13 protein-coding genes are annotated in these 22,545 nt (G+C 68.6%); 4 read left to right on the top strand and 9 right to left on the bottom strand.

The genetic code is table 11. The annotated features are described in order from the left end of the window. Positions 1-253: 253 nt before the first annotated feature. The 6 genes from GRX31_RS26985 to GRX31_RS27010 all read right to left on the bottom strand — a co-directional run bounded on the left by GRX31_RS26985 (position 254) and on the right by GRX31_RS27010 (position 9,579). The gene (locus GRX31_RS26985) at positions 254-1,231 is read right to left on the bottom strand and encodes a DUF808 domain-containing protein (protein WP_141834639.1); all 978 of its coding nucleotides are present in this window, start codon (positions 1,229-1,231) and stop codon (positions 254-256) included. Positions 1,232-1,359: 128 nt separating this feature from the next. Beyond that, complete coding sequence (locus GRX31_RS26990; RefSeq protein ID WP_016449188.1) at positions 1,360-2,592, bottom strand: VWA domain-containing protein; 1,233 nt, start codon at positions 2,590-2,592, stop codon at positions 1,360-1,362. After that, entirely contained in the window at positions 2,589-5,156 is a 2,568-nt protein-coding gene (locus GRX31_RS26995) for a DUF5682 family protein (protein ID WP_160855719.1), read from the bottom strand. The genes GRX31_RS26990 and GRX31_RS26995 overlap by 4 nt, the downstream gene beginning before the upstream one ends. Before the next feature lie 62 nt (positions 5,157-5,218). Beyond that, positions 5,219-6,301 carry an AAA family ATPase gene (locus tag GRX31_RS27000; protein WP_016449186.1) on the bottom strand — a complete coding sequence of 361 codons (1,083 nt, stop codon included), beginning with the start codon at positions 6,299-6,301 and terminating at the stop codon, positions 5,219-5,221. 66 nt (positions 6,302-6,367) lie between these two features. Then, complete coding sequence (locus GRX31_RS27005; RefSeq protein WP_160855721.1) at positions 6,368-8,122, bottom strand: DUF5691 domain-containing protein; 1,755 nt, start codon at positions 8,120-8,122, stop codon at positions 6,368-6,370. After that, on the bottom strand, positions 8,119-9,579 hold the full coding sequence (locus GRX31_RS27010; protein ID WP_016450773.1) for an SWIM zinc finger family protein: 1,461 nt from the start codon (positions 9,577-9,579) through the stop codon (positions 8,119-8,121). Before GRX31_RS27010 ends, GRX31_RS27005 begins: the two co-directional genes overlap by 4 nt. A gap of 481 nt (positions 9,580-10,060) precedes the next feature. Between GRX31_RS27010 and GRX31_RS27015 the strand changes: the two genes are divergently transcribed. Together GRX31_RS27015 and GRX31_RS27020 are read left to right on the top strand one after the other, a co-directional pair. Next, entirely contained in the window at positions 10,061-11,380 is a 1,320-nt protein-coding gene (locus GRX31_RS27015; RefSeq protein WP_160855723.1) for a putative DNA modification/repair radical SAM protein, read from the top strand. Positions 11,381-11,395: 15 nt separating this feature from the next. Next, positions 11,396-12,235 carry a TIGR03915 family putative DNA repair protein gene (locus GRX31_RS27020; protein ID WP_160855725.1) on the top strand — a complete coding sequence of 280 codons (840 nt, stop codon included), beginning with the start codon at positions 11,396-11,398 and terminating at the stop codon, positions 12,233-12,235. 64 nt (positions 12,236-12,299) lie between these two features. On the opposite strand, the gene purL is transcribed toward GRX31_RS27020, so the two are convergent. Further along, the gene (gene purL, locus GRX31_RS27025) at positions 12,300-16,331 is read right to left on the bottom strand and encodes a phosphoribosylformylglycinamidine synthase (protein ID WP_046986778.1); all 4,032 of its coding nucleotides are present in this window, start codon (positions 16,329-16,331) and stop codon (positions 12,300-12,302) included. Between the two features lie 178 nt (positions 16,332-16,509). Between purL and map the strand changes: the two genes are divergently transcribed. Further along, on the top strand, positions 16,510-17,325 hold the full coding sequence (gene map, locus GRX31_RS27030) for a type I methionyl aminopeptidase (protein ID WP_016450769.1): 816 nt from the start codon (positions 16,510-16,512) through the stop codon (positions 17,323-17,325). Between the two features lie 89 nt (positions 17,326-17,414). Then, positions 17,415-20,048 carry a [protein-PII] uridylyltransferase gene (locus GRX31_RS27035; protein WP_202396732.1) on the top strand — a complete coding sequence of 878 codons (2,634 nt, stop codon included), beginning with the start codon at positions 17,415-17,417 and terminating at the stop codon, positions 20,046-20,048. 81 nt (positions 20,049-20,129) lie between these two features. Here the strand turns inward: GRX31_RS27035 and GRX31_RS27040 are convergent, their stop codons facing one another. Next, the gene (locus tag GRX31_RS27040; RefSeq protein ID WP_016450767.1) at positions 20,130-21,623 is read right to left on the bottom strand and encodes a nucleobase:cation symporter-2 family protein; all 1,494 of its coding nucleotides are present in this window, start codon (positions 21,621-21,623) and stop codon (positions 20,130-20,132) included. A 291-nt stretch (positions 21,624-21,914) separates the two neighbouring features. Continuing rightward, positions 21,915-22,454: a peptide deformylase gene (gene def, locus GRX31_RS27045; protein ID WP_016450766.1), complete on the bottom strand. Its 540-nt coding sequence runs from the start codon at positions 22,452-22,454 to the stop codon at positions 21,915-21,917. Positions 22,455-22,545: the final 91 nt, after the last annotated feature.

Genomic DNA, 22,545 nt, shown 5'->3' on the forward strand with positions numbered 1-22,545 from the left:
TGGCTCTGGCGCGGCGATGGGCCGTTCACGGAACCTCGGAGGCCGGCAGGCGCAAGTGCATTGCGCCGCCGCCAAGGGACAGGAGGACGCCAGGCCTTGCAGAGTTCCAGGGTAAATGCACGTGCTTGCGCCCACAGTCAAATGCGATGCGCTGAGGTGCAAATTCCATGCAGATTCCATCGAAAAGGGGGCCTGACGGCCCCCCTGGTGTGCTCTGCCGGCTGCAGCCCCGGCAGGCCTTGCTTGCGGCGACTCAGCGGCGGCGCAGGCGCTTGATGCCTTCGACAGCCGCCAGCACGATGGCGCCGGCCACGATGCCGGCCACCGCGTTGAGCACATTCACCGCCAGCACGCGCCACAGGCCGCCCAGCGCGCCCTGGGCCACGGCATCGCCCAGGCCCTCCACGGCGTGGTGCAGCGCAGGCACGCCGTGTACGAGGATGCCGCCACCCACCAGGAACATGGCGGCCGTGCCCGCAACGGACAGCCCCTTCATCAGCCAGGGCGCGGCGGCGACGATGCCCCGGCCCAGCGCGCGGGCCGCGGCGCTGGCACGCTGGCCCAGCCACAGTCCCAGGTCATCGAGCTTGACGATGCCGGCCACCAGGCCATAGACGCCCACGGTCATGATGAGGGCAATGCCCGCCAGCACGGCCACCTGCTGCCCGAACGGCGCCGAGGCCACGGTGCCCAGGGTAATGGCGATGATCTCGGCCGAGAGGATGAAGTCGGTGCGCACGGCGCCCTTGATCTTGTCCTTTTCCATGGCGACGAGATCGACGCCCGCATCGGCATTGGCCTGGGTGAGGCGCTCGCGCTCCACGGCATCTTCCTCGGGCGAATGCAGGAATTTGTGGGCCAGCTTCTCGCAACCCTCAAAGCAAAGAAAGGCGCCGCCGACCATGAGCAGCGGCGTGACAGCCCAGGGAATGAAGGCGCTGATGAGCAGCGCCGTCGGCACGAGGATGACCTTGTTGACCAGCGAGCCCTTGGCCACGGCCCAGACCACGGGAATCTCGCGCTCGGCGCGCACGCCCGTGACCTGCTGGGCGTTGAGGGCCAGGTCATCGCCCAGCACGCCGGCCGTCTTCTGCGCAGCCACCTTGGTCATGACGGACACATCGTCGGCCATGGCCACGCTCTTGCGGGCCGCGACCTTGGTCATGAGGGCCACGTCGTCAAGGATCGCTGCAATATCGTCCAGCAGCATCAGCAAACCAGCACCAGCCATCGCATTACTCCAGTGAATTGTTCGGGGAACTTCTTTTTGCCTGGGCGCCATCATGGGGCCTGGGCATGTCCTGCCCATGTAGGAGATGCCCGGCGGCCAGCCCGGTCACGGGGCCGACCGGCCGTGCGTCACTTGCTGGTCTTGAAGCCCTGCCCTGCCGCCCAGGCCGCCACGTCGTCGCGGCGGATGGCGGCGGCCATGAGCTGCGGGAAGGCATCCGGCGTGCAGGCAAACGAGGGCACGCCCAGCGCGGCCAGCTTGGCGGCCAATTGTGCATCGTAGGCAGGCGCGCCTTCGTCGCTGAGCGCCAGCAGCGTGATGAACTGCACGCCCGACTCCACCAGCTCGGAGGCACGTCGCAGCAGGCCGCTTTCCACGCCGCCTTCGTAGAGGTCGGAGATGAGCACGACGATGGCGTTGCGCGGCTCGCTGATCAGGCCCTGGCAGTAGCCCACGGCGCGGTTGATGTCGGTGCCGCCGCCCAGTTGCACGCCGAACAGCACGTCCACGGGGTCGGAGAGCTTGTCGGTCAGGTCCACCACCGCCGTGTCGAAGACCACCAGACGGGTAGCGACGGCCGGCAGGCTGGCCATGACGGCACCGAAGATGCTGGAGTAGACGACGGAGTTGGCCATGGAGCCGCTCTGGTCTATGCACAGGATGACTTCGCGCTGCGGGCGGCGGACCTTGCGGCCGTAGCCGACCAGGGTCTCGGGCACGATGGTGCGGTAGTCGGGCTGCCAGTGGCGCAGGTTGGCGCGGATGGTGCGGTTCCAGTCGATCTCGGAATGGCGCGGGCGGCGGTTGCGCTGGCTGCGGTCCAGCGCGCCCGAGACGGCGCTGCGCATGGGCTCTTCCAGGCGGCGCATGAGGTCGTCCACCACCTTGCGCACGACGATGCGCGCGGTCTCCTTGGTGTTCTGCGGGATGACGGAGCCCAGGGAGATGAGGTCGGCCACCATGTGCACGTCGGGCTGCACATGCTCCAGCATTTCGGGCTGGAGCATGAGTTCGCGCAGGTTCAGGCGCTCCATGGCGTCGCGCTGCATGACCTGCACGACCTGGCTGGGAAAGTACTTGCGGATGTCGCCCAGCCAGCGGGCCACGCTGGGCGAGGAATTGCCCCGGCCGCCCCGGCGCGAGAGGCTGCCGTCCTTGTTGTCTTCTTCGTAGAGCGCGGCCAGGGCCTTGTCCATCTCTTCGAGGGAGCCGCCCTTGGCGCCCAGCCCGCCGCAGCTGCCCTCGGCCGGCTGGCCCAGCACCAGGCGCCAGCGCTGCAGCCGGTTGGTGGGCTGGACAGCGGGGTCCTGCGGATCGGCGTCGGCAAGGGATGCATCGTTCACGGTGGCAGCGGTGTTCATGGCTGGGCCTCCTGCGGGCTGGACAGCAGTTGCGCGGGCAGGTTCAGGCCCAGCAGTTGATCGAGTACGGGAAGGGCAAGCACGGCGCGCGCCTCGTTCCAGGCGCCGTCGTCACCGCCGCCTGCCGCGCCTGCGGCACCTGCGGATGCAGCCGCCACGACGGCCGCACTGCCCTGCCCTCGCCGGGCCTTTTCGCCCAGGCTCTGGCGGTCATGGTTGGAGAAGGCCGAGAAGCTGCGGCGCACCAGGGGCAGGATCTGGGTGAACTGGGTCTCGCCCAGCTGGGCCAGCCAGGCATCGACGGCGCCCCAGATGGCGTCGTCGTGCAGCAGCACCAGGGCCTGGCGGTTGAGAAAGCCGTCCAGCCAGGCGGCAGCGTCCAGCGGCGGCACGCCCAGCGAGAGATTGCGGCCCAGTTGCGTGGCCACGGCCTCGCTGTCCAGGCGGTGGGCATCCAGCAGCAGGCGGCAGGACGTGCCGCGCAGCAGGGCCGCGCCGGCGTCGCCCAGGGCAATGCTGCGCAGGGCGCCGAACCAGACCTCGCGCGGCTCCTCGGCATCGCGCAGGCGCAGGGCTTCATGGGCCTGCAGCACCGTGGCCTGCATGTGCCTTGCGGCGTCTTCATCCAGCGCCATGCAGGCCAGGGGCAGGCCGATGGCGGCACGCAGCGCCATGCTGTCGATCACCGTGGCCAGCGCCTGGGTGTCGGTCTGGCGCACGCTGCCGTAGCGCAGCACATTGGCCAGCGGCGGCAGCGCCTGCATGAGCTGGGAAACGTCGCCGGTGCTGGCAGAGCGGTTGGCCAGGTCGTGCATGAGGGCATCGACCAGGTGCGGCAGGTCGGCCAGCAGGGCGTCGTCGATGGTCCTGGCCAGCTCGGGCAGCGGTGTCTCGGGCGTCAGCGCCTGGCGCACCTTGGCGGCTGCAGCCTGCACCAGGGTGCCGCCGTAGCGGCTGGCCTCGATGACGCGCACGGCCAGCTCGGGCTCCCACTGCAGCTGCCAGCTTTCGCGGAAGGTGCCCCGGTTGCGCTGCTGGTCGGTGGTGACGCTGCCCCACTCTATGCCCAGCAGGCGCAGCCGGTGCAGGAAGTGGCTGCGGTCGCGGTCCGTGTCCTTGCGCAGGTCCAGGGCCAGGACCTTGGCGGCCGCCTCGGGCTTGAGGCGCAGGCTTTTTTGCTGCTGCTCGATGTCGCGCTGCAGCGGCACCTGGGGCACGTCGGCGGGCACGCCGCCGATGCGGTCGCCCACGCTGAGTTCGCGCTCGATCAGGCGCAGCGGAGCGCGCTCGCCCATGCTGATGACGGTGACGATGGCCTCGTCCAGCTCGGGCAGGCCCGGGCTGGCGTGGCCGCGCAGGGCGGCCAGGCTTTCGGCCAGGCGCGTGGCCTCGATGATGTGGGCGCTGGAGCAGTCCAGGTCCTTGGAACGCAGCAGATGGGCCACGCGCGCCAGCCAGCCGACGGTGCGCCGGGTGCTGGCGCGTGCCGGGTCGGCAGCAGGTGCGGACTGGAGCAAGGACTCGGGCGCAGGCTCGGAGCAGCGCCACAGGTGTTCATACCAGCCCGGCGAATCCACGCCCGCGCCATAGCCGCTGGACGAGCACAGGTTGCGGTAGGTCCAGGGCGCCCAGGTGGCCTGGACCTTGGCCTTGGGCAGGCCCTTGAGCGTGGCGGCATCGGCCTTGGCGGTAACCTGGGCCTGCAGGGCCGGCACATGCCATGCGCCGCAGACCACGGCAATGCGCTGGTGGCCGGCCTTGACGGCCTCGCGCATGCATTGGCGCATCCAGGCTTCGCGCAGCGCCTCGCGCCGGGCGTGGCGTTCTCCGCGCACTTCGTTGGGCAGCTCGGCGCGCACCACGGCCATGGCTTCGGCAATGCCCTCGAACAGGGTGGCGCCGTCGCCGCGCTCCTCGACCATGCGGTTCCACCAGCTTTCGCCGTCCGGGTAGCCTGCGGCCTCGGCCAGCAGGTCCAGCGGATCGCGCCAGTCCCGCCTGCCGGGGTCCGAGGGATCGACGGCGAGGTCGGCAGCCGGCACGGACTGCGTGGTGTCGTCGCGGTCCAGGGCCTCGGCGGCATTGCTCTGGAGCTGGCCGCCGTCTGCCGCAGCGACGCCGGAATCGGAGCCGGTGTCGGCATCCTGGCCTTCATCGCCCGCATCCTCGCCCGCATCACCTGCATCTGCTGCCGCCGCCTCGGCCCGGCGCCGCTCCTGCTCGGCCATGTCCAGCGCCATGCGGTGGGTCTGGGGCAGGTCGATGAAGCGCGTGGCCACGCCCTGGCGCGCCGCCCATTGCAGGGCCTGCCATTCGGGCGAGAACTCGGCGTAGGGATAGAAGGCGGCATGGGCCGGGCTGTCCTGCACATAGACCAGCATGGCCACGGGCGGCTGCAGGTCGGCATGCTGCAGCATGGGCAGCAGGGACTCGCCCTCGGGCGGGCCTTCGACCAGCAGGCAGTCGGGCTGCAGCTGCTCCAGGGCCTGCAGCAGGCTGCGCGCGCAGCCCGGGCCATGGTGGCGGATGCCGAAGAAATGAAGCGGATTGGCAGAGGTGGCCATACGGGAAGTGCGCAGGAGATGCGCAGAAGATGCGGTCGGTCAGCGGAGCGGGAGTGCGGGCTTCAGAGCTGCTCGCGGCAGGCGCGGTACAGGTCCTTCCAGTCGCTGCGCTCCTTGACCACGGTCTCCAGGTATTCCTTCCAGACCACGCTGTCCTGCACCGGGTCCTTGATCACGGCGCCCAGCAGGCCCGAGGCCACATCGCCCGCGCGCAGCACGCCGTCGCCGAAATGCCCGGCCAGCGCCATGCCGCTGTTGATGACCGAGATGGCCTCGGCCGTGGACAGCGTGCTGCTGGGCGACTTCACGCGCACGGTCTTGCCGTCCTCGGTCTGGCCGTTGCGCAGCTCGCGGAAGATCTGCACCACCCGGCGCACTTCCTGCAGGGCCGGCGGCTCGGCGGGCAGGGCCAGGGCGCGGCCCTGCTCGGCCACGCGCTTGGTGACGATCTGCACTTCCTCGTCCTGCGATGCCGGCACGGGCAGGACCACGGTGTTGAAGCGGCGCTTGAGCGCGCTGGACAGCTCGTTCACGCCCTTGTCGCGGTTGTTGGCCGTGGCGATGACCGAGAAGCCCTGCACGGCCTGCACCTCGGTGCCCAGCTCGGGCACGGGCAGTGTCTTTTCGGACAGCACGGTGATCAGCGTGTCCTGCACGTCGGCCGGGATGCGGGTCAGCTCTTCGATGCGGGCGATCTTGCCCAGCTTCATGGCGTTGACCAGGGGGCTGGGAATCAGCGCCTTCTCGGACGGGCCATGGGCCAGCAGCTGCGCGTAGTTCCAGCCGTAGCGCAGCTGCTCCTCGCTGGTGCCGGCCGTGCCCTGCACCAGCATGGTGGAGTCGCCGCTGACGGCGGCCGACAGGTGCTCGGACACCCAGGACTTGGCCGTGCCGGGCACGCCGTACAGCAGCAGGGCGCGGTCGGTGGCCAGGGTGGAGACGGCGATTTCCATCAGGCGCGGATTGCCGATGTACTTGGGGCTGACCTCGAAGCCGTTGCCGAGCTTGCCGCCCATCAGGTACTGGAGCACGGCCCAGGGCGACAGCTTCCAGTTGGGCGGACGCGGACGGTCGTCCACCTTGCGCAGGGCTTCGAGTTCTTCGGCGAATTGCTGTTCGGCATGCTGGCGCAGGACTTGGCTCATGGTGTGCTTCCGGAAAGGGATGGGAATGGGATTCGGTAGGGGGTGGGTGGCAAAGCGGGCCCGGCCTCAGGCCTGGCCGCGCAGTGCGATGAAGGCCTGGTGCAGGCCCAGGCGCAGCTCGACGATGCGCTCCAGGTGGCCGCGCATGCGCTCCTCGTCCCAGGGCCGCGCGCGGCTGCGTTCGAGGCGCGCCTGCTGCTGGGGCGTGAGGGCAATGGCCGGGGCGGCTGTTGCTGCAGATGCCGAAGCGGCTGCGGTCTCTGCAACAGGCTCGGCCGGGGGCTCCGGCGCGGGCTCGACCTGTGCATCCAGCACCGAGGGCTTGCGCCACAGCTCGGCAAAGCGCTCCAGCGCAGTCACGTCCAGCATGCGCGCGCAGGACAGCAGGGCCTGGTCGGCGCGGTAGCTGTGCCAGTTGCCCGTGATCTGCTTGCCGCCCACGGCCACATGCAGTGCCTCGGTCAGCCGCGCCGACAGCGCGGGCGAGAGCAGTTCGGCACCGCCCAGCGACTGGGACATGCCCTCGATGGCGTCGATGAGCTTGTGCCTGTCGCGCTCGAACTGTGCAATCCAGCGGGACTCGCGTTCTTCGGGGGACAGCCGGGCCATGAGGGCGGGCAGCAGCGCATCGTGGCGCATGTCGCGGCCCAGGGCCTGGGCGGCATCGATCCATTCCACGTCCAGCTGGTACTGCAGGGCCCGCACCCAGCCCTGGCGCAACGAGGATTTCCAGTCGCTGCGCCGGCTCCACTCCATCACTTCCAGGGGCGTCAGGCCCAGGGCCCGGGTCCAGAAGGACACCGGGGTGAGCTGCACCATCTGCTCCAGCAGCCAGGCCTTCTTGCCGCCACGGAAGTAGGCATCGGGCTTGAGCGTGATGCCGTCGCGCTCCCATTCCTTGAGGCCTTCCTCGGGAGGCTCCACGATCCACTGGCCCTTGTCGTCCTGCTGAAGCATGGACTGCATCCAGCCCATGACGCGCTGGCTGTGCGCGCTGTCCGGCAGGCACGAGAGCATTTGTGCGGCGTTCTCGCGGATTTCCTTGCTGCGGTCGGACAGCAGTTTTTCGAGCAGCGGCTCGTCGTCCATGCCCAGCCCCACGGTCAGTGCCTGGACCATGGGCAGGCGCTCCTTGGCGCCCAGTTCCTTCAGGCTGCCTTCCAGCCGCGCACGGGCCTGGGCGGCATCGGCCGCGCGCTCGCTGCGCAGCAGGGCCACGCGCTGCTCGACCGAGCCCTCCTGCCAGACCAGTTCGGGGTCGGCGGTTTCCTCCACGCCGCTGGCATAGCTCCATTGCGGATTGAGCGCGCCCAGCCAGCGCCCGCGCTCGCCCAGCACCGGGGCCAGCCACTGGCGCAGCTCCACGGACTGGCGGCCCTGCTCCAGCGCAGGCACCAGCAGGTCATGGGGCAGGCGCTGGCCCGCCTGGTCCAGGGTGCGCAGCATGGAGGCCTGCAGCTCGAACGGCCCGTCCTTGAGCACGTCGCCCATCAGGGTCTGCAGGCGAGCATCGGCAGGCGCGGGGCGCGATTCTGCAGGTGCCGCGGCCGGCACGGCCAGCGGTGCCGGCAGGCGCACCTGCGCGCCGGGCTGCCAGCCTGCGCGCTCGAACACGGCCGCCACGGCGCTGGCGCGCAGCAGTTGCTGGGCGGGCGAGTCGCCGGGCAGGTCCGCCCGGGGCAGCAGCGCGGCCTGCACGGCCTGGTGCGACCACGGGGCAGACGGATCAACGCCCGAAGCCAGCGCAGGCGGCACGGCCAGCCGGTCCGAGCCGACCATGGCCGATTGCTGCAGCGCAGTCCAAAGTTGTGTGTTGCTCATACCGGTTCACCCTGGTTCTGCCAGATACATTGCCGGGCGCTTTCGCCCTCGCGGGCCTGCCAGGCGCTCAGCAGGCGCCAGCGGCCCACGGCCGGGCCGGGCTCCCATTCGCCAAACAGCTGCATGGGCGCGCCGCCGCTGAGCGCCAGCAGGCGCCAGGCTTCGGCATCGTCAATGGCCACGGGAACGGGTTGCACAGGCGCGGCAGTGCCGTCAGCAGACACGCCGGGCGCAGCCGCCGATGCGCCCGGCGCATCGGGCCAGGCCGCAAACCATTGGCCCTGGGCAGGCACCAGGCGCAACCCGTCCTGGCACAGCGGCTGCGTGGCCTGCAGCGGGTTGGCGGCAATGCGCCGGCCCATCTGCTGCAGGACGTCGCCCACGGCCGAGGTGTCCAGCGGGCTGGCGCCCTCGGCAGGCAGCGCAGGCCCGTTGCCGTTGGCGGCAATGGCGCGCAGCGGCGCATGGCCCGGGTAGAAATTCAGCGCGCATCCGTAGCGATGGCCAGGCACCCAGGCCGATTCGAAGCCGCGCCCGCCCTGCGCATAGTCCAGCACCAGGGCCATGCGGCCCGTGCGCTGCCCGTGCAGCCAGACGCGGCGCTCCATGAGCCGGCCTTCGCGCTCGATCATGCGCAGGCCGGCCACCAGCCATTCGTCCTCGACCAGTTGGCCGCGGGCCTGCACTTCGGCCTTGTCCATGGGCCAGCCCAGCGCGGCCATCACGTCGGCCTTGACCTCGGGGCTCAGCGATTCGCGGCGGCGCACGGCGTCGATGATCAGCTGCCAGTGGCCCAGCTGCACCAGCATGTCGCGCGGCCAGTCGCGGTGGCTGTCCACCAGATCCCGGCAGTCCTTGATGCGTGCCGCCATGCCCGTGGCCTGCGCATCGACCATGCGCGCGGCCATGGTGTTCCAGCGCTGGCGCATCTGGGAGTCGCCGGCCTGGTTGGCCAGGCCCGCGCGCACCATGTCCTGCATCCACAGCGACAGTTCCTGCAGGCCCGCCTCGACCTTGTCCCAGCGCTTGTCTTCGCGCCTGGCCTGCTGCCTGGCCGCAACCTCGGGATCGGGTGGCGGCTCGGCCGCCGCGGCGGCTGCCTTGGCCTCCTTCTTCTCGGCCTTTTCCTGGCGGCTGTCCAGCCAGGTCTGCACCCAGGCCGGTGGATCGCCGCCCTCGGTGACCTGGCCGCCCGCACGCATCAGCATCAGCGCCAGCCCATGCTTGCAGGGGAACTTGCGGCTGGGGCAAGAGCATTTGAAGGAGGGGCCCGACAGGTCCACCTGGGTCTGGTAGGGCTTGCTGCCGCTGCCCTGGCACTCGCCCCACACCGCCACATCGTTGGCACCCATGGTGGGCCATTTGGCGGGCGATTGCAGCCCCTTGGCGGCCTTGCTGGAGGAAGCGTCCGGCGATAGCGCCAGCACTTCGCTCTCTGTTCCTAATACACGCGACACCGAAGCTCCCTCTCCAAGTGTTTGTCATCGCCAGGCGCATTGAATGAAGAAACGACCGCGCCCGGCAAGCCCGAAAGCCTATCAGCAATAGTTATCGGCAATTTGAAACAAATCACAACAACGTCAAACCTCTCTCCCATGAACCGGGAACCCCATGGCGCGCAGCCAGCTGCGCTATATCAGCGCATGCATTGATGGCACCAAGCCGTACCAGCCTTCAGGCATTGCAAAAAGACGCAGGAAACACGCATTCACCATTTCCTGCGATGCACATCGCCACCCATTGAAAGCAAGCACTCATTCCGCACTGAAAACGGTTTCATTCCATTGCACTGGCAACCATTGCAATCCGCTGGCCATTGCGATAGCCCGACAGTGCGTTCAAACCGGAGCCAGGCAAGGCCGGACCAGACCCTGGCTGGGGGATGGGCTCTCGAAAAACCGGATGTGCCAGGCAAATATACTGTATATTCATACAGCCATGGAGCTGCAACGCAAACTTTTCATCCTCGCCGACGCCGCCAAGTACGACGCCAGCTGCGCCTCCAGCGGATCGCAGGGGCGCGACTCGCTGGACGGCAAGGGCATGGGCTCGGTCACCGGCATGGGCATCTGCCACAGCTATGCGCCCGACGGGCGCTGCATCTCGCTGCTCAAGATCCTGCTGACCAATGTCTGCATCTTCGACTGCCGCTACTGCATCAACCGCAAGAGCTCCAACGTGCAGCGCGCCCGCTTCACGGTGGCCGAGGTGGTGCAGCTGACGCTGGACTTCTACCGGCGCAACTGCATCGAGGGGCTGTTCCTGTCCAGCGGCATCATCCGCTCCAGCGACTACACCATGGAGCAGCTGGTGGAAGTGGCCCGCCGCCTGCGCGAGGAGCATGACTTTCGCGGCTACATCCACCTCAAGACCATCCCGGATGCCGCCCCCGAATTGCTGGCCCAGGCAGGCCGCCATGCCGACCGCCTGAGCATCAATGTGGAACTGCCCACGGCCAGCGGCCTGGCGCAGTTCGCGCCCGAAAAGGACGGCCGGCGCATACGCCAGGCCATGCAGGGCGTGGACCGGCATGTGCAGGCCTGGCGCGCGGCCACGCGCGAGCAGCGCCAGGCACAGTCCCTGCCCGGCGCGCCCGCGCAGCGCGCCGCCGTGCCGCGCTTTGCGCCGGGCGGGCAGAGCACGCAGATGATCGTGGGCGCCGACCGCGCAACCGATGCCGACATCCTCGAATCCAGCCACACGCTGTATGCGGGCTACGGCCTGCGCCGCGTGTACTACTCGGCCTTCAGCCCCATTCCCGATGCCTCGCGCGATCTGCCGCCGCAGGCGCCGCCCCTCATGCGCGAGCACCGGCTCTACCAGGCCGACTGGCTGATGCGCTTTTACGGCTACGGGGCGGGCGAGATCGCGGCGGCCAGCCGCCACGGCATGCTGGACCTGGAGATCGATCCCAAGCTGGCCTGGGCGCTGGCCAACCGACAGCAGTTCCCCGTGGACCTCAACCGTGCGCCGCGCAGCCTGCTGCTGCGCGTGCCGGGCCTGGGCACGCAGACGGTGGACCGCCTGCTGGCGGCGCGCCGCGTGCGCAGGCTGCGGCTGGACGATCTGCTGCGGCTGCGCGCCCCCGTGCAAAAGGCCCTGCCCTTCGTGCTGATCGACGGCCACCGGCCCCTGCTGGGCGAGACCGACTCGGCCGCGCTGCGCACCCGGCTGATCGCTCAGTCGCAGGCCAGCCAGGCCCAGGCACGGCACAGCGGCATGCGCGTGCAAAGCGCGCTGCAGGCCTGCCTGTTCTAGCGCCTGGAGCACGCCATGCAAGCACAGGCTCTCACCATCGAACTCGACAGCCCCGACGACTGGCCCGGCTTTCGCGCAGCCTGCCGGGCGCTGCTGGCCCATGGCGCCGACCCCGCCCTGGTGCGCTGGCGGTGGCCCGACACGCGGGGTGCGCAGCAACTTGGCGCGGGGGTGGATCTGTTTTCCAGCGCGCCGCAGCAGGCCATGCCCGCCTCGGCGCTTGCCGGGCTGGCCGGCCCCGGCGAGGCAGGGCTGTCCCTGTCTGACACCCAGATGTCCGCCCTGCGCCATGCCTGCATGCACCGCGCGGCGGGCCGCTTCGAGCTATGCCACCGCTGGCTGGCGCGCATGCAGGCCCGGCCCGAACTGCGGCTGGATGCGCTGGATGCGGACTGGCGCGCCATCGAGGCCCTGGCCCGCCCCGTCTCGCGCGAGATCCACAAGATGCACGCCTTTGTGCGCTTTCGGACGACGCAGCGACCGGACCAGCCCGATCTGCACATTGCCTGGTTCGAGCCCGAGCACCACATCGTGCGCGCGGCGGCGCCCTTCTTCTGCAAGCGCTTTGCCAACATGCACTGGGCCATCCTCACGCCGCAATGCAGCGCGCACTGGGACGGCCATGCGCTGCGCCTGGCGCCCGGCGCGCGCCGCAGCGATGCCCCGCCAGCCGACGCGGGCGAGGCCCTGTGGCTGACCTACTACGCCAGCACCTTCAATCCGGCACGCCTGAAGGAGCAGGCCATGCTGCGCGAGATGCCGCGCCGCTACTGGCACAACCTGCCCGAGACGGTGCTGATCTCCACCCTGGTCCAGCAGGCCCGCGCGCGCACAGGGCAGATGCTGGAGCAGTAAGGACAGACGCAAAAGACAAAGGCCCCGAAGGGCCTTTGTCTGCTTTGCAGCGTCGCTCAGTGCATCAGCCCAGCCACTTGCGGGCGTTGCGCCACACGCGCATCCAGGGGCTGAATTCCGACTTGTCGCCGTTGGTCCAGCTCATCTGCACGTTGCGGAACACGCGCTCGGGGTGGGGCATCATGGCCGTGAAGCGGCCGTCGGCCGTGGTCACTGCCGTCAGGCCGCCGGCCGATCCGTTGGGATTGAACGGGTACTGCTCGGTGGCCTTGCCGTGGTTGTCCACATAGCGCATGGAGGCGATGGCCTTGTCCGCATTGCCGCGGAAGCGGAAGTTGGCAAAGCCTTCGCCGTGGGCCACGGCGATGGGCAGGCGGCTGCCGGCCATGCCCTGCAGGAACAGGCTGGGCGACTCCAGCACTTCCACCATGGACAGGCGCGCCTCGAAGCGGTTGCTCTGGTTCTGCGTGAAACGCGGCCAGTCCTGGGCACCGGGAATGATGTCGGCCAGCTCGGCAAACATCTGGCAGCCGTTGCACACGCCCAGGCCGAAGGTGTCGCTGCGGCCGAAGAACTGCTGGAACTGCGCGGACAGGCTGTCGTTGAAGGTGATGGAGCGCGCCCAGCCGATGCCGGCGCCCAGCGTGTCGCCGTAGCTGAAGCCGCCGCAGGCCACCACGCCGGCGAAGTCCTGCAGCTGCGCGCGGCCGCTTTGCAGGTCGGTCATGTGCACGTCCACGGCGTCGAAGCCGGCCTCAGTGAAGGCGTAGGCCATTTCCACATGGGAGTTCACGCCCTGCTCGCGCAGCACAGCCACGCGGGGCCGCGCGCCCAGGTTCAGGAAGGGTGCGGCCGGGTTCTCGGCCGGGTCGAACGTCAGGTGCAGGTGCATGCCCGGGTCGGCAGGCTCGCCGGCTGCGGCATGCTCGCTGTCGGCGCAGGCCGGGTTGTCGCGCTGCTGGGCAATCTTCCAGCTGACGGCATCCCAGACCTGGTGCAGGTCGCTGAGCGAGGCGCCGAAGACGGACTTGGCATCGCGCCAGACCTGCAGCTCGCCCTTGCCCGCATCGACCTTGGAGGAGGCAGGACGCGTCTTGCCGATGATGTGGCTGCAGGTGGACAGGCCATGCTCGCGCAGGGTCTGCAGCACGGCGGCGCGGTCGGCCGTGCGGATCTGCAGCACGGCGCCCAGTTCTTCGTTGAACAGCGCGCGCAGCGTCATGTCGTCGCGGCGGCCGCTGATCTGGGAAGCCCAGTTCTTGCCTTCGCCCGAGTCCATGCGGCTGTCGCTGATGCCGTCGCCTTCGGTGACCAGCATGTCCACGTTGATGGCTACGCCCACATGGCCGGCAAAGGCCATCTCGGCCACGGTGGCCAGCAGGCCTCCGTCGCCCTTGTCGTGGTAGGCCAGGATCTGGCCCTTGGCGCGCAGGTCGTTGACGGCATCGACCAGGGCAATCAGGTCCTTGGCGTCATCGAGGTCGGGCGTCTCGTTGCCGGTCTGGCCCAGCACCTGACCCAGGATGGAGCCGCCCATGCGCATCTTGCCGCGGCCCAGGTCCACCAGCACCAGGGTGCTGTCGTCTTCCGAGGCGTCCAGCTGGGGCGTGAGCGTGCCGCGCACATCGTCGATGGAGGCAAAGCCCGTGATGATCAGGCTGACCGGCGAGGTCACCTTCTTGACCTGGCCGCCCTCGTTCCACTGGGTGCGCATGGACAGGCTGTCCTTGCCCACGGGGATCGAGATGTCCAGCTGCGGGCACAGCTCCATGCCCACGGCCTTGACGGTGGCGTAGAGCGCCGCGTCTTCGCCGGGCTCCCCGCAGGCCGCCATCCAGTTGGCCGACATCTTGACCCTGGACAGTTCGATGGGCGCGGCCAGCATGTTAGTGATGGCCTCGGCCACGGCCATGCGGCCCGACGCCGGCGCGTTGATGGCCGCCAACGGCGTGCGCTCGCCCATGGCCATGGCCTCGCCCTTGAAGCCCTGGAAATCGGCCAGCGTGACGGCCACGTCGGCCACGGGCACCTGCCAGGGGCCGACCATCTGGTCGCGGTGGGTCAGGCCGCCCACGGCGCGGTCGCCGATGGTGATCAGGAAGCGCTTGGAGGCCACGGTGGGGTGGGCCAGCACGTCGATCACGGCCTTTTCCAGGGGCACGCCGGTCAGGTCCATGGGGGGCAGCTCGCGCTGCACGGTGGCCACGTCGCGGTGCATCTTGGGCGGCTTGCCCAGCAGCACGTTCATGGGCATGTCCACGGGGAACTTCTGGTCGCCCGAGGCCACGGCCGTGTCCTCCAGCACCAGCTGGCGCTCCTCGGTGGCCGTGCCGATCACGGCAAACGGGCAGCGCTCGCGCTCGCAGAAGGCCGTGAATTCGGCCAGCGATTCGGGCGCGATGGCCAGTACATAGCGCTCCTGGCTTTCGTTGGACCAGATTTCCTTGGGCGCCAGGCCGGATTCCTCCAGGTTGACGGCGCGCAGATCGAAGCGCGCGCCACGGCCCGCATCGTTGGTCAGCTCGGGGAAGGCATTGGACAGGCCGCCGGCACCCACGTCGTGGATGGCCAGGATGGGGTTCTTGTCACCCTGGGCCCAGCAGTGGTTGATGACTTCCTGGGCGCGGCGCTCGATCTCGGGGTTGCCGCGCTGCACGGAGTCGAAGTCCAGCTCGGCCGCGTTCGTGCCGCTGGCCATGGAGCTGGCAGCGCCGCCGCCCATGCCGATGCGCATGCCGGGGCCGCCCAGCTGGATCAGCAGGGTGCCGGCGGGGAATTCGATCTTGCGCGTCAGCTCGGAGTCGATCACGCCCAGGCCGCCCGCGATCATGATGGGCTTGTGGTAGCCGCGCATCACGGCATCGGCACCCACGCCGACCTGCTGCTCGTACTCGCGGAAATAGCCGGTCAGGTTGGGACGGCCGAACTCGTTGTTGAAGGCCGCGCCACCGAGCGGGCCCTCGATCATGATCTGCAGCGGGCTGGCGATGTGCTCGGGCTTGCCCACTTCGCTGCCCCACAGCTTGGAGACCGTGAAGCCCGACAGGCCGGCCTTGGGCTTGGAGCCGCGGCCCGTGGCGCCCTCGTCGCGGATCTCGCCGCCCGCGCCGGTCGATGCACCGGGGAAGGGAGAGATGGCCGTGGGGTGGTTGTGCGTCTCCACCTTCATCAGCACATGGTTGACGGCCTGCTTCTTCTGGTAGCTGGGCGCCTTGATCTTGTCCAGGGCCGCCTCGAAGGTGGCGACGAAGCGCTCGACCTCATGGCCTTCCATGATGGAGGCGTTGTCCGAGTACGCGACCACCGTGTGCTGGGGCGAGACCTGGTGCGTGTGGCGGATCATGCCGAACAGGCTCTTGTCCTGGGCCACGCCGTCAATGGTGAACTGGGCGTTGAAGATCTTGTGGCGGCAGTGCTCGCTGTTGGCCTGCGCGAACATCATCAGCTCCACGTCCGTGGGATTGCGCTGCAGGCCCTTGAACGCGTCGACCAGGTAGTCGATCTCGTCGTCGGCCAGGGCCAGGCCCCATTGGCGGTTGGCAGTCTCCAGCGCCGCGCGGCCGCCGCCCAGCACATCGACGAACTCCATGGGAGCGGCTTCCAGGGCGGAGAACAGCTGCTCGGCCTCGGCGCGCGTGGCGAAGACCGATTCGGTCATGCGGTCGTGCAGCAGGGCCGCGATCTGCGCGGTCTGCTCGGCCGACAGCTCGGGCTTGCCACCGAGCAGGCCGCTCTTGAGGACCACGCGGTACTCGGTGATGCGCTCGACGCGGAAGACTTCAAGGCCGCAGTTGCGCGCGATATCGGTGGCCTTGGAGGCCCAGGGCGAGATCGTGCCCAGGCGCGGGGTGACCACCAGGGCGGTGCCATCGGCCGGGCCTTGCGGGCCTTCGTAGGGATCTCCATAGGTCAAGAGCGCCTGGAGGCGCTCTTGCAATGCGGGCGTGGGTGCGGCGTCCGTGGCCACCAGGTGCACGAAGCGCGCGGCAATGCCGGTGATTTTGGGATGGATGGCGACCAGGTCGGTCAGAAGCTGCTGGGCGCGGAACGAGCTGAGAGCGTTTCCACCCTCGAACTGTGTCAGATGCAAGGTCACGTGGCGGCCTGTTGGGTGAGGAGGCTTGTGAAAAGCGCCCTGCGGCCCCGCCCGGCTGGGGGCAGGCCGCAAGGCGCTGAATCGGTGAGGCCGCCATTTTACCGGGCTGCGCCGTCCCGGTGGCGACAGCCGCCCCTTACCCCTGCACGTCCAAAGGCGCAATGGGATAATTGCGGGCATGAGCATCACCATCAAGAGCGCCGAAGACATCGCAGCCATGCGCGTGGCATGCCGCCTGGCTTCGGAAGTGCTGGACTACATCACCCCCCACATCAAGCCCGGCATCACCACGGCCGAGATCGACCGGCTGGGCGCCGAATGCATGGCGCAGCAGGGCACGGTCTCCGCCACCATCGGCTACCAGCCGCCTGGCTACCCGCCCTATCCCGGGCACCTGTGCACCTCGGTCAACCATGTGGTCTGCCACGGCATCCCCAACGACAAGCCGCTCAAGAAGGGCGACATCGTCAATGTGGATGTCACGGTCATCACCAAGGACGGCTGGTACGGCGACAACAGCCGCATGTTCCTGATCGGCGAGTGCTCCATCGCGGCCAAGCGCCTGTCGGCGCTGACCTTCGACGCCATGTGGCTGGGCATCCAGCAGGTCAGGCCCGGCGCCACGCTGGGCGACATCGGCAACGCCATCCAGACCTTTGCCGAAGGCCACGGCCTGTCGGTGGTGCGCGAGTTCTGCGGCCACGGCATCGGCCAGAAGTTCCACGAAGAGCCGCAGATCCTGCACTATGGCCGCCCCGGCACGGGCACCGTTCTCGAAGAGGGCATGGTCTTCACCGTCGAGCCCATGCTCAACCTGGGCAGGCGCGAGATCAAGGAACTGGGCAAGGATGGCTGGACCATCGTGACCAAGGACCACAGCCTCTCGGCCCAGTGGGAACACACCCTGGTGGTGACCAAGACGGGCTACGAAGTCATGACCCTGTCGGCTGGCTCGCCCGCGCTCCCGCCCTTCGTGACCGCCACGAGCTGCTGAGGCTCGGCATGTTTCTTGCGTGATGCGCAGGCAAAATGGCACTGCGCCCGGGGCACCCGCTCCAGGCGCCTCCCCTGCCCTGGCCGCGCATGAAACAGATCACTGACCACACTCCTTCCAACTCTGCGCCCGCAGCCCCGGATTCGCTGGAGCAGTTGCGCGCGCAGTACGCCCTCGATCGCGGACGCTGGATAGGCTCGCTGCTGGCGCCCACCATGGGCCGGCGCGGCGTGCGCCTGGTGCTGCAGCACCTGAGCGATCTGGCCGACACGCTGCTGCGCGCGCTGTGGCACCGCGCCGGCATGCCTGCCGAGGCCTGCCTGGCCGCCGTGGGAGGCTATGGCCGCGCCCAGTTGTTTCCCTACTCCGACATCGACGTGCTGGTGCTGCTGCCGACCACCGGCACGGCAGACCCGGAGCTGACCTCGCGCATAGAAAAGTTCATCGGCAGCTGCTGGGACGCGGGCCTGGAGATCGGCTCCAGCGTGCGCACGCTGGCCGAATGCCTGCAAGAGTCCGGGCGCGACCTCACCGTGCAGACCGCCTTGCTGGAGTCGCGCCGCATCTGCGGAAACGAGCCGCTGTTCGGCGAGTTCCAGCAGCGCTACCAGGCACAGATGAATGCGCGCGCCTTTCTGTCCGGCAAGCTGCTGGAAATGCGCCAGCGCCACAACAAGTACGAGAGCACGCCCTACTCGCTGGAGCCCAACTGCAAGGAATCGCCCGGCGGCCTGCGCGATCTGCACACCATGATCTGGCTGGCCCGCGCCGCAGGCCTGGGCCACAGCTGGCAGGCCCTGGCGGAAAAGGGACTGATCACCGATTTCGAGCGCCAGCAGCTCGAAGACAACGAGGCCATGCTCAGCCTGATACGCGCACGCCTGCACGCCGTGGCGGGCCGGCACGAGGACCGCCTGGTCTTCGACCAGCAGACCGCCGTGGCCGAGGCCTTTGGCTACCGCTCCACCTCGGCCGAGGGCCGCAAGCTGGCCATGCGCGCCAGCGAGACGCTGATGCGCCACTACTACTGGGCAGCCAAGGCCGTGACCCAGCTGTGCCAGATCCTGCGGCTGAACATCGAGGAGCGCCTGAACCCGCGCCCCACGCCGCGGATCCGGCTGAACTCCCGCTTCTACGAGAAGGCCGGCACCATCGAAGTGGCCAGCGACGATCTGTACGAGCGCGAGCCGCATGCCATCCTCGAAACCTTCCTGATGTACGAGACCCATGTGGGCCTCACCGACCTGTCGGCACGCACGCTGCGCGCGCTGTACGGCGCGCGGGACCTGATGGATGCGGCCTTCCGGCGCGACCCGGTCAACCGCGCCACGTTCATGAAGATCCTGCAGCAGCCCAGCGGCATCACGCATGCCATGCGGCTGATGAACCAGACCTCGGTGCTGGGGCGCTACCTGTGGCCCTTCCGGCGCATCGTGGGCCAGATGCAGCACGACCTGTTCCACGTCTACACGGTGGACCAGCACATTCTCATGGTGCTGCGCAATGTGCGGCGCTTTTTCATGGCCGAGCATGCGCATGAGTACCCGTTCTGCTCGCAGCTGGCCAGCGGCTGGGACAAGCCCTGGCTGCTGTACGTGGCCGCGCTGTTCCACGACATCGGCAAGGGCCGCGGCGGCGACCACTCCATCATCGGCGCCGTGGAGGCCAAGCGCTTTTGCCGCGCCCACGGCATTGCGCGCGCCGACGCCGAGCTGATCGAGTTCCTCGTGCGCGAGCACCTGACCATGAGCCAGGTCGCACAAAAGCAGGATCTGTCGGACCCCGAGGTGATCCAGGCCTTTGCCGAGCGTGTGGGCAACGAGCGCAACCTCACGGCCCTGTACCTGCTGACCGTGGCCGACATCCGTGGCACCAGCCCCAAGGTGTGGAGCGCCTGGAAGGGCAAGCTGCTGGAGGACACCTATCGCCTGACCCTGCGCGTGATGGGTGGCCGCGCGCCCGACGCGGCCGCCGAGATCGAGGCGCGCCGGCGCGAGGCGCTGGTGCAGCTGGCGCTGACGGCCCAGCCCTTCGAGTCCCACAAGAAGCTCTGGGACACGCTGGGCGTGGACTACTTCATGCGCCATGAGGCGGCCGACATCGCCTGGCACACACGCCACCTGTCGCGCCACGTGGGCACCACCCGCCCCGTGGTGCGTGCGCGCCGCTCACTGGCGGGCGAGGGACTGCAGGTGCTGGTCTACGCACCCGACCAGCCCGATCTGTTCGCGCGCATCTGCGGCTACTTCGACCGCGCAGCGTTTTCCATCCTGGATGCGCGCGTGCACACGGCCCACAACAGCTATGCGCTGGACACCTTCCAGGTGGTGGCGCCCGCCATGCAGGAGCAGTACCGCGAACTGATGCACATGGTCGAGAACGACCTGGTCGCCGCCCTGATGGAGGGCGGACCGCTGCGCGAGCCCTCGCCCCGGCGCCTGTCGCGCCGCGTCAAGAGCTTCCCCTTCGCGCCGCGCGTCACGCTGCGACCCGACGACAAGGCCCAGCACTGGCTGCTGTCCATCTCGGCCACGGACCGCGCCGGCCTGCTCTACACCGTGGCGCGCATCCTGGCCCAGCACCACCTGAGCGTGCAGTTGGCCAAGGTCAGCACGCTGGGCGAGCGCGTGGAGGACAGCTTCCTCATCGAGGGTGCCGAGCTGCAGAACAACCAGCGCCAGCTGCTCATAGAGACCGAGCTTTTGCAGGCCCTGGCAGTCTGAGCCGATTGCGCAAAAAAAGCCCGCCCTGTTGTGCAGGGCGGGCTCGTCGGGTTCATGCGCTGGCAGGCGGGGATGCAGCCATCAGTGCATGGCGGACGCAGGCGCGGACACCGTGGCCACTTGCTTGCCCTCGCGGTCATAGAGCTTGCCATCGACCACCCGGTCGCCATCGGCCAGGGCAGACAGCACGGCCTCGCTGAGCACGCGCTCCGATCCGGCGCCGAACACCGATGGCTCTTCGGGGTTGCCCTGCTTGAAGTGGTTGAAGACCAGGTTCAGCAGCAGCACGGTCACCGCAGTGGAGCTGATGCCCGAATGGAACATGGTGGCGAACCAGTCCGGGAAGTGGTGATAGAAGTCCGGCTTGACCATGGGCAGCACGCCCATGCCGATGGACGCCGCCACGATGATCAGGTTCATGTTGTTGTGATAGTCCACCTTGGCCAGCGTGCGGATGCCGCTGGCTGCCACCGTGCCAAAGAGCACCAGGCCCGCGCCGCCCAGTACCGAGGGCGGCACGCAGGCCACGATGCGCCCCATGATGGGCAGCAGTCCGAAGGCGATCAGGATCAGCCCGCTGAAGGCCACCACATAGCGGCTCTTGATGCCCGTGACCGCGACCAGGCCCACGTTCTGGGCAAAGGCGCTCTGCGTGAACGAACCGAAGAACGGGGCCACCACGCTGGACAGCATGTCGGCACGCAGGCCGTCGGCCAGGCGGCGCGAATCCACGCGAGTGCCCACGATGTCGCCCACGGCCAGGATGTCGGCCGAGGTCTCCACCAAGGTCACCAGGATCACGATGGACATGGAAAGCGTCGCAGCCAGGCTGAAGGTCGGCCAGCCGAAGTGCAGCGGCATGGGCACGGCGAACCACGCACCGCTGCCCACCTCGGAAAAGTCGGACTTGCCGATCATGGCCGCCACCGCCGTGCCGATGACGATGGCCAGCAGGATGGACAGGCGCGAGATCATGGCGTTGCCCAGCTTGCTCAGCGCCAGCACGATGACCAGGGACAGCCCGGCCAGGCCGATGTTGCCCATGCTTCCGTAGTCGGCCGCCTGGGGATTGCCACCCATGGCCCAGTGGGCGGCCACCGGCATCAGCGACAGGCCGATGATGGTGATCACGCAGCCATTGACCAGCGGAGGAAAAAAGCGCGTGAGCTTGGAGAAGATGGGCGCGATGATCAGGCCGAACACCGAGGCAAAGAGCACGGCGCCCAGCACCCCCTGCATGCCGCCGCCCGTATGCAGGATGCTGACCATGGTGGCCACGCCCGAGAAGGACACGCCCTGCACCAGCGGCAGGCGCGAGCCGAAGAACGGAATGCCCAGCGTCTGCAGCAGCGTGGCCAGCCCGCCCATGAAAAGGCAGGCCGTGATCAGCAGGCCCGTGTCGGCCGCCGACATGCCCGCCGCATTGGCCATGACCAGGGGCACGGCCACGATGCCGCCGTACATGGTCAGCACATGCTGCAAACCATAGAGGGTGTTGGCCGTGAGGCCGAGTTGCTCGTCCTCCGGGCGGATGTCTGCGCCCAGGGCCGGCGCATTGCCAGAACTTTTTTCCATCGCTGTCTCCTTGTCCTCTTGTTCACAGAACGCCGGACAAGTACGCGGCAGCCGGATGGCGGCAGGCGCGCCCCCGCGCACCCTTTGCCGCCGACCCGATAGGCCGCGCTCTCCTGCATCCTGCATCGCGAAGCCCGGTGGCTGCTTGGCAGCTCTTGGCGGGCGCACGCACACAATCCCCGCCTTCGCGGGAAGTGCCACTGTACGGCGCCAGCATGGAAAAATTGTCTACCGATTTGTATACAAAGACCTGACCGCAGATCCTGGAATTACAGCGGCAAGCAAGTCCGCTCAGTCATCCTCGGCAGCGCTGATGCCGGGGAACAGCACATCGGTGAAGCCGAACTGGCGGAAGTCGCGCATGCGCATGGGATAGAGCTTTCCCCAGAGGTGGTCGCACTCATGCTGGACCACCCGCGCATGAAAGCCATCCACCGTGCGATCGATCGCATCGCCAAAGACATCGAAGCCCGTGTAGCGGATACGGCTCCAGCGCGGCACCATGCCACGCATGCCGGGTACGGACAGGCAGCCTTCCCAGTCCATCTGTTCGTCTTCGCCGATGGGCGTGATGACCGGGTTGATGAGCACGGTGCGCGGCACCACCGGTGCATCGGGGTAGCGCGGATTGGGCAGGCCGGAGCCGAACACCACCATCTGCAGGTCCACGCCAATCTGCGGCGCGGCCAGCCCCGCGCCATTGGCGGCATGCATGGTGTCCAGCAGGTCGCTGAGCAGCAGGTGCAGTTCGTCGGTGTCGAATTCGGTCACGGGCTGGGCGACGCGCAGCAGGCGCGGATCACCCATTTTCAATATGGTGCGTACAGTCATGGCAGTGCACGGTGATGCAGGAAATGCGGGTCGCCAAGCATAGCGGGCGACCGCGCACCGTGACCACACCCACCTGCTTCGCCCCCCGATC

Source organism: Delftia sp. CH05 (genome assembly GCF_009827015.1).
Taxonomy (GTDB): Bacteria; Pseudomonadota; Gammaproteobacteria; order Burkholderiales; family Burkholderiaceae_C; genus Comamonas; species Comamonas tsuruhatensis.

Bases quoted from the DNA above. Each gene is read 5' to 3' on its own strand.
- GRX31_RS27040 (WP_016450767.1), bottom strand. From the start codon at position 21,623: ATGGAAAAAAGTTCTGGCAATGCGCCGGCCCTGGGCGCAGACATCCGC.
- GRX31_RS27005 (WP_160855721.1), bottom strand. From the start codon at position 8,122: ATGAGCAACACACAACTTTGGACTGCGCTGCAGCAATCGGCCATGGTC.
- GRX31_RS27020 (WP_160855725.1), top strand. From the start codon at position 11,396: ATGCAAGCACAGGCTCTCACCATCGAACTCGACAGCCCCGACGACTGG.
- map (WP_016450769.1), top strand. From the start codon at position 16,510: ATGAGCATCACCATCAAGAGCGCCGAAGACATCGCAGCCATGCGCGTG.
- def (WP_016450766.1), bottom strand. From the start codon at position 22,454: ATGACTGTACGCACCATATTGAAAATGGGTGATCCGCGCCTGCTGCGC.
- GRX31_RS27035 (WP_202396732.1), top strand. From the start codon at position 17,415: ATGAAACAGATCACTGACCACACTCCTTCCAACTCTGCGCCCGCAGCC.
- GRX31_RS27015 (WP_160855723.1), top strand. From the start codon at position 10,061: ATGGAGCTGCAACGCAAACTTTTCATCCTCGCCGACGCCGCCAAGTAC.
- GRX31_RS26995 (WP_160855719.1), bottom strand. From the start codon at position 5,156: ATGGCCACCTCTGCCAATCCGCTTCATTTCTTCGGCATCCGCCACCAT.
- GRX31_RS26985 (WP_141834639.1), bottom strand. From the start codon at position 1,231: ATGGCTGGTGCTGGTTTGCTGATGCTGCTGGACGATATTGCAGCGATC.
- GRX31_RS27000 (WP_016449186.1), bottom strand. From the start codon at position 6,301: ATGAGCCAAGTCCTGCGCCAGCATGCCGAACAGCAATTCGCCGAAGAA.
- GRX31_RS26990 (WP_016449188.1), bottom strand. From the start codon at position 2,592: ATGAACACCGCTGCCACCGTGAACGATGCATCCCTTGCCGACGCCGAT.